General features: G+C 59.7%; 8 protein-coding genes. 1 reads left to right on the top strand and 7 read right to left on the bottom strand.

Annotated elements, in window-relative coordinates:
- From AC1DT2_RS14530 to AC1DT2_RS14515, 4 genes are all read right to left on the bottom strand, one after another.
- Positions 1 to 830: hypothetical protein (locus AC1DT2_RS14530; protein WP_477297059.1), on the bottom strand; the 830-nt coding region annotated here is incomplete at its 3' end.
- A 267-nt stretch (positions 831 to 1,097) separates the two neighbouring features.
- Positions 1,098 to 1,910 (bottom strand): hypothetical protein, encoded by an 813-nt coding sequence (locus tag AC1DT2_RS14525; RefSeq protein WP_477297058.1) that lies wholly within the window; start codon positions 1,908 to 1,910, stop codon positions 1,098 to 1,100.
- A 272-nt stretch (positions 1,911 to 2,182) separates the two neighbouring features.
- Complete coding sequence (locus tag AC1DT2_RS14520) at positions 2,183 to 3,034, bottom strand: DUF6216 family protein (protein WP_477297056.1); 852 nt, start codon at positions 3,032 to 3,034, stop codon at positions 2,183 to 2,185.
- 41 nt (positions 3,035 to 3,075) lie between these two features.
- Positions 3,076 to 3,453 (bottom strand): DUF2513 domain-containing protein, encoded by a 378-nt coding sequence (locus AC1DT2_RS14515; protein WP_477297055.1) that lies wholly within the window; start codon positions 3,451 to 3,453, stop codon positions 3,076 to 3,078.
- Between the two features lie 446 nt (positions 3,454 to 3,899).
- Here AC1DT2_RS14515 and AC1DT2_RS14510 point away from each other — a divergent pair, with 446 nt between their 5' ends.
- Complete coding sequence (locus AC1DT2_RS14510) at positions 3,900 to 4,229, top strand: hypothetical protein (protein WP_477297054.1); 330 nt, start codon at positions 3,900 to 3,902, stop codon at positions 4,227 to 4,229.
- On the opposite strand, the gene AC1DT2_RS14505 is transcribed toward AC1DT2_RS14510, so the two are convergent.
- The 3 genes from AC1DT2_RS14505 to AC1DT2_RS14495 form a co-directional block, all read right to left on the bottom strand.
- Entirely contained in the window at positions 4,182 to 4,586 is a 405-nt protein-coding gene (locus AC1DT2_RS14505; protein ID WP_477297053.1) for a hypothetical protein, read from the bottom strand. The genes AC1DT2_RS14510 and AC1DT2_RS14505 overlap by 48 nt on opposite strands.
- 234 nt (positions 4,587 to 4,820) lie before the next feature.
- Positions 4,821 to 5,084 (bottom strand): hypothetical protein, encoded by a 264-nt coding sequence (locus AC1DT2_RS14500; RefSeq protein ID WP_477297052.1) that lies wholly within the window; start codon positions 5,082 to 5,084, stop codon positions 4,821 to 4,823.
- Between the two features lie 106 nt (positions 5,085 to 5,190).
- Positions 5,191 to 5,604, bottom strand: coding sequence for a hypothetical protein (locus AC1DT2_RS14495; protein ID WP_477297050.1), 414 nt, complete (start codon positions 5,602 to 5,604; stop codon positions 5,191 to 5,193).
- Positions 5,605 to 5,722: the final 118 nt, after the last annotated feature.

Genomic DNA, 5,722 nt, shown 5'->3' with positions numbered 1-5,722 from the left:
GCCACACGGGCCGGCTTGAACTGTTCCCCGGTGTTCGTTTTCAGGAAGCGGATCGTGTCTTGACGAGTGGATGCCTTCTCATGGTCAAACAGTTCCCCTGCAAACTTGTCTCCGTCACGCTCGGCATACACGAACGGGTCAAACGCGGCCCGTCTGGTCTTTTGCTTCCGGCGAGCGATTGACAGAAGACCGAGGGTTTCTTCGAMATCGACCTGCCCTGCCGGAAACGCGCTTGCTTCAAAGGACACGGCCCGCGCTTCGAAGTGACCGAGGCCAGACCCGTTACAGTTCAATTGCGGTCCCGAGATTGAAACCAGGGACGTGGATGCAAATCCGCAACCGCTCAGCGACAACTGTCTCGTTCCGACCCGTTCGACGACGAGAGCGCGTGCACGGACGTTCGTCAGGCTGATGGTGCCGACAGTGGTTTCATAGCCATTGATGTACAAACGGCCGTGGATGACACAGGTGTCGAGATGGACGTCGACGCCTTCGCAGTCGGCCAAATCTATCCATAAGTCTCCCATGAACACGCAATCCGTAATTTCGATGGTCGTCGCATGTTGAAGCCGTAGAGACGCCACATCGTAGATTTCGCGTCGGGCGCGAAAGACGATCCTGCGCAACCGCCCTTCACCATCCAAATCAGGGATGCCCGGGCTGCGCAAGATCGGCAACCGCACGCCATCGCTCAAAACAAGGACCGTCTTGTCGACGATGTCGGCGCGAAATGTGGCTTCGCCGCCGCGCTGCCGGACAAGGAAGCGCTTAAGCTGGCCTGCCATGTCGTCAAGCATCCGTTCTTTTTTCAGGCCTCTTGGACGTTTCAAACCATTCTCCAGACGACGTGAGATGGCGGATTCTGCGCGGGAGCCCGCGATGCCGCAACCTCCCGCTTCACGGTGCTTTTGGATGCGAACAGGAAAGGCCTGTGTCGACGTCCTGGCAGCGGTTTGACGGCCGTCGCGTAGCCTTCCATCGATCCGACAGCTCCGTGCGCGTGCCGCCCATCGCATGAGGTGTCCGGGAGACCCCGAAGACCATCCAGGTCCGTCATCCAGGCTTGTGCGCCGGTCCCAAACAGCGGTTCGGCCCACTCAGGTGTTCGGAAAGCGTGCTGCGTTGGCAGGAAGCTGTGCGTGACCGAACATGCTTGCCACAGCCTGCCGGAGCACTGCAGACGGTGGAGCGCCCGTGGCGTCTAGCGCCTCTCTTGCCGCACTGTAGGCATCGGTCAGGATGAATGTGCCGTGCGGCTTCATCGCCCGGTTTGCGGCGAGCATGGCGAGGTCAATGTCGCCGGTCGGCAACAGCTCGTCGTAAAACGAGAACGTTCCTTCAGCCAGGACATCCTCATCAATGAGATGGTCGGGTCCCAATGCGCGGATGAACGGAACCGGCAGGACGCCGCCGCCTGCCACCGATGCGAGGATGCCCCACTTGAGGCTGTATCCGAAGCACGCTRCCGTTACAACCTGCAGGTGGTACCCCGAAGCGACATTCATTGCGCAGAGCAAGGGCAACAGTTTGCGCCAACCGAGCCGTTCTCCGCGCCCGCCTTTCAAACCCGGCCCACCGATGCCGGCCGGGGTCTGCAGGATTTTCTTCAGCCACCGGCCAGTTTGAACCCTGGACGGCACCTTGTCCGGCTCGTCGAAGGTTTTTCCGTAGCCATGCGCCTCGATGTGAATCAGGGGCGCGGATCCCGGCGTGATGGTGGTCCGGATTTTCGCAAGCGCGGCGAGGACGTCGGCTGCGCGATGGCAGGAATGAAGCGTGACTGGAACAATCTTCATCGCCGCGATCCGCCTTTCAAGCTCRCTGCCCGTCTTGCGGTCGCTTGGCCTCAGCCACTGAATGATTTCGATACCAACGATGTTGCATCCAACAGTTGTTCCCGTCGCAGCCATGCTCACCTCCCTGTCGTTACACGCATCATCGCACGGGAGCGGGACTTCCTGCGGAGTTCCATTCCGCGACGGCCTCGCTGTCGCACAAGCTGAAAAATGCCGGTGCAGACCAACATCTGGAAAATCGCTCTCTCCCCCTCGAGAGGGAGCCATGCGTGTCCTGCGAAGACGTGCCGGCACCGCTGGTGAGCACCAGTCCCAGCGCCGGGATGTCTACCGCCGAATCAAGCGCCATTGGTGTGCCGTGCCCGACAAATCGCCGGCTCACAAAGTCAGGCGGCCTCCGACTCGACCGAGGCGAGGGCAACGACGGGCCTCTCATCGCGCTCCCCGGGGGGAGTGACTTCCTGTCGCCGCAACTCGGCATCAACGGCATACGCAGCGCGCGCCCTGAAGACCCAGCGCCCAAGGTTCCACAACATCAACAGGCCGTAAACAAGCGCCAATGCCCCGAGCGCGCGCTGGCTTCGCACCGACTCCCGTACAAGGGCCGGCAGGCGCGGGTCTTTGAGCACATCGCACGCAGCGCCCCGGTCCAGCCCGAAATCCGCCGGGTCATCCTTGCCCGCACAGTCTTGCTTGGTCATGGCCAGCCATTGCGCTGTCCCGAGCGGCCTTCCCGAGGTGTCGCCAAAAACGGCCCAATGGTCGGTCGCCTTGAACTGCAACACGGCACCCTTCGCCGACAAACCAATCGGTGAACAAATCACCATGAGCCCGCCGACCAAAAGAACGAGGAATATCCACCACCCGTGTGCCCTGACTGTGGGGAGGCGCTTGTTCATTGCGAGTTTCTTGCGATCAAAATAATCCCCGCAGTCGCACAGCGTGCCGAGGTCGATGTGATGCTTCGTCGCCCAGCTCGTCACACGGCGCGCCTGGGCTAGGCTGTCGGCCCAGCCGAACAACATGCGGTATTCGAGCAGTTCGACCCGTTCGCGAACATCGTCGGACAGCCAGGTGGGATTCCTTGCCTCCTTGCGCCGGAAACCGTGCCAGAGACGGTGGCGGAGCGGGAAGAGAGACTGTCCCCGCATCACGACCACCACGACGGGCACCAGTACAAAGAGAGAGGTGATGTAGGGTGCAAAGTGCAGTACATGGGTCAATGAACTCGCGTCCATGGCCGGTGTGACTCCTCGGGCAATGTGGGTAACGGTGTGTTTCAGGAAAGATGGAGCGTCTCGCGGACGACGGTCTGCGCGAGCGCCTTGATGACTTCCAAGGCGACTGTCGACCCTGCCTTGCCCATGCGTGACTTCACCGCTTTCCAGACGGTCTCGTCGCGCAGGTTGTCGATGAAGTCATGACCGGCTGGTGTCAGCCGCCTGGCGATGACGGACAGCGGGATGTGCGTGCGAACGCCGGTCGACGGATACCGGGGATCCGGCCCGACAGCCAGCCCGCCTTCGACAATCTGGGCTAGGTGATAAGCGACCTGCTCCTCGGTAAATCCTTCCACTTCGTGTGCCTGGGTCAGTGGTGCATCGCTCGCTTCGATATCGAGCAGCAAGCACCGGTACAAGTCTGCGTCGCGTTTCATTCTTAATCCTTTGGTCGACCCTTGCGCGTCAACGCCCCTGGTGCGCAAGTACAGTATCCGGACCTCATCTCAAAGGCTGAGACCCTGGGGGGGGGCAATCCCGAGCGTCACTGTCGGCCATGAGATAACGGAAGCTGGGTCCCTGCATAGCGGGAGTATCCCGGGACAAAAGACGCGCGACGCAGCTTTTTCGCCAATCCGGGAAACCATCACAGATGGTCAGGGTGTTTCGGGCTCCAGGCCGATTGTGGCGTCATGCATCATCTGCTTGCCGTACTTTGCCGGCCCAACCCCAGGAAACGCCATGCATCCCACCCAAATCGCAGCCTACCTCTCGGCCACAGTGTTCGTTCTCTCGCAAGTTGCGGTTCGGAGGCATAGGCGGGGGTCTTTCCAATCTGTGGAACCGCTGGCCAGTGATCGCGTTCTGTACCGTCCGCCGACACATGCGACTGAAGGCATTGATTGATGCCTATTGCACGGGTCGACCGGAAATACGCGCGCGGATTCTGCACTGGACCCGCATGCAGGAAAGCGGATTCCCGGTCGACTTCAACCCCGCCTGGGAAAGAGGAACGCCGACAGACAAGCGCTATTTGCGGAAGTTGATCCTGGAAATCAAACCCACGCTTATTGGCACCCTTAACGCCGAAAAAGAAGCGGAATATCTCAGGAGAAAGGTCGAAATTGCGATTGCTGGGGACGACCGGGTGTTGTTGAACAAAGCACTACCGGGGTCCTTTTCTCCCTCGAACAAACTCCGCCAGCGCCTCTGAGCCGAACTCAAAGAAGTGCCAGTGGTCGGAGCAAACGAGTTCATTCGTGGGGGCATCTACGAACCACTGGCCTGCCACAGGCGGCAGTAGACCCTCACCTTTAGTCTGCCGGTCCCGGTTCTGTTTTTTCCGGAGAGCGTCCCTTCCCTTGATGGCAATAATGAGCGCGAGAATGAACGGGGCCAGCGCCCCGTCTGCTTTGTCAGCCAAAGAGGCCAGCGCCGAAAGGTCATCCGTGTCGGCACTCGCCAACAATGCGAGGACAACGGATGAACTGGGAACGTATATCCCCTCGATGTCTGTCCCGGCATGCCTGGCGTCGATGCATTCTTCCACTTCGTACTGAAAAATGGTCACGGATTTCCTCGACGTTGATTCAACCGAAACAGAACCGACAATGCGGTGTTAGCGCAAGATGCGGATGGAGGAAATGTTGCTGTCGAACACATTCTTGCTGGCAATGGCCCTTTCCATTCCGAAGGGTCTACAGGGCGTCACCGCGTAGACCCTTCGTCAGTCATGAAAGCCCTGCACGAATGCGACAGGCTCACCATTGACCGGAGGTGTTCCCACCGCTCGCGGTGGAGTGCATCACATCCAGTGCGCGAGGGCGCCCGATGTTGCCGCCGAAAGAAGAAACAGAAGCAAGCCTGCCAGATATCGTCGACGGAGCACTTGCCCTCGCTCAGTCAAAAGCCCGGGCGAGAAAATGGCATTCAGAGGATTTTCGGCCAGGTTCCGGGAACGCGAAGCGAGCGGGCGCTTGAACTGACGGAGCATCGCCACCCCTGCCGCACCCGACCAGAGAATCGCAAAGACGGCTGTCGTCGCAGAAAAGATAAACCCGTAGAGCATGATGGTAACCAACCGCAAAATGCAGCGCCGGTCTTACCGCCGACACCAACGCAAGCACCGAAAATCCAATTCTCGTCTGTGACTGAGGACGGGCCTTGCCCGGCAGTCAAACCGACTTTTTCAACCGCCTCCGTAATACCGGAAAGACGAGTACGACCCCGGCGAAAAGTGTTGCCGATACAAGGTCGATGGATGCCAGCATCGTCCAACGAAACAGTTCCTCGGGAACCCCCTCGTGTCTGCTCAGGATGTAACCGCCCCCCAAAAGCAACACGCCGAATGTGCAGAGCCAAACCGCAGAAGCTGGGAATGCCCGTTGGAAGTTGAAAAAAACCAGCGCTACCAGTGTCGTCAGGAAAGCGAAGGTCTCGACCACCGGCATGGCGTAAAAAGGTTCTGGGCTGTTTCCCCAGTGGGGGCCGCCATCAACTGCACGCGCTCCCGCTAAAGCGAGAAGGCAGGCGACGGCGCACACAGCCGAGAAAATGGACGACCTCACGACGTATTTGTTGGTCATCATCCGTGCCCCGTCCAGATATGCAATCAGTGGCCAAAGATTGTACCCAAGCGMGGGCCAGCAAGTGTTGCGGAGTACGACGTACCCGAGAACCCACCCACGCCAACGCCCGGGGATGCCT

The sequence above is a fragment of the Luteibacter sp. P4_E6 genome (assembly GCF_056401535.1).
The sequence above is the reverse complement of the archived record's forward strand: the minus strand, read 5'-3'. Positions and strand labels throughout refer to the sequence as shown.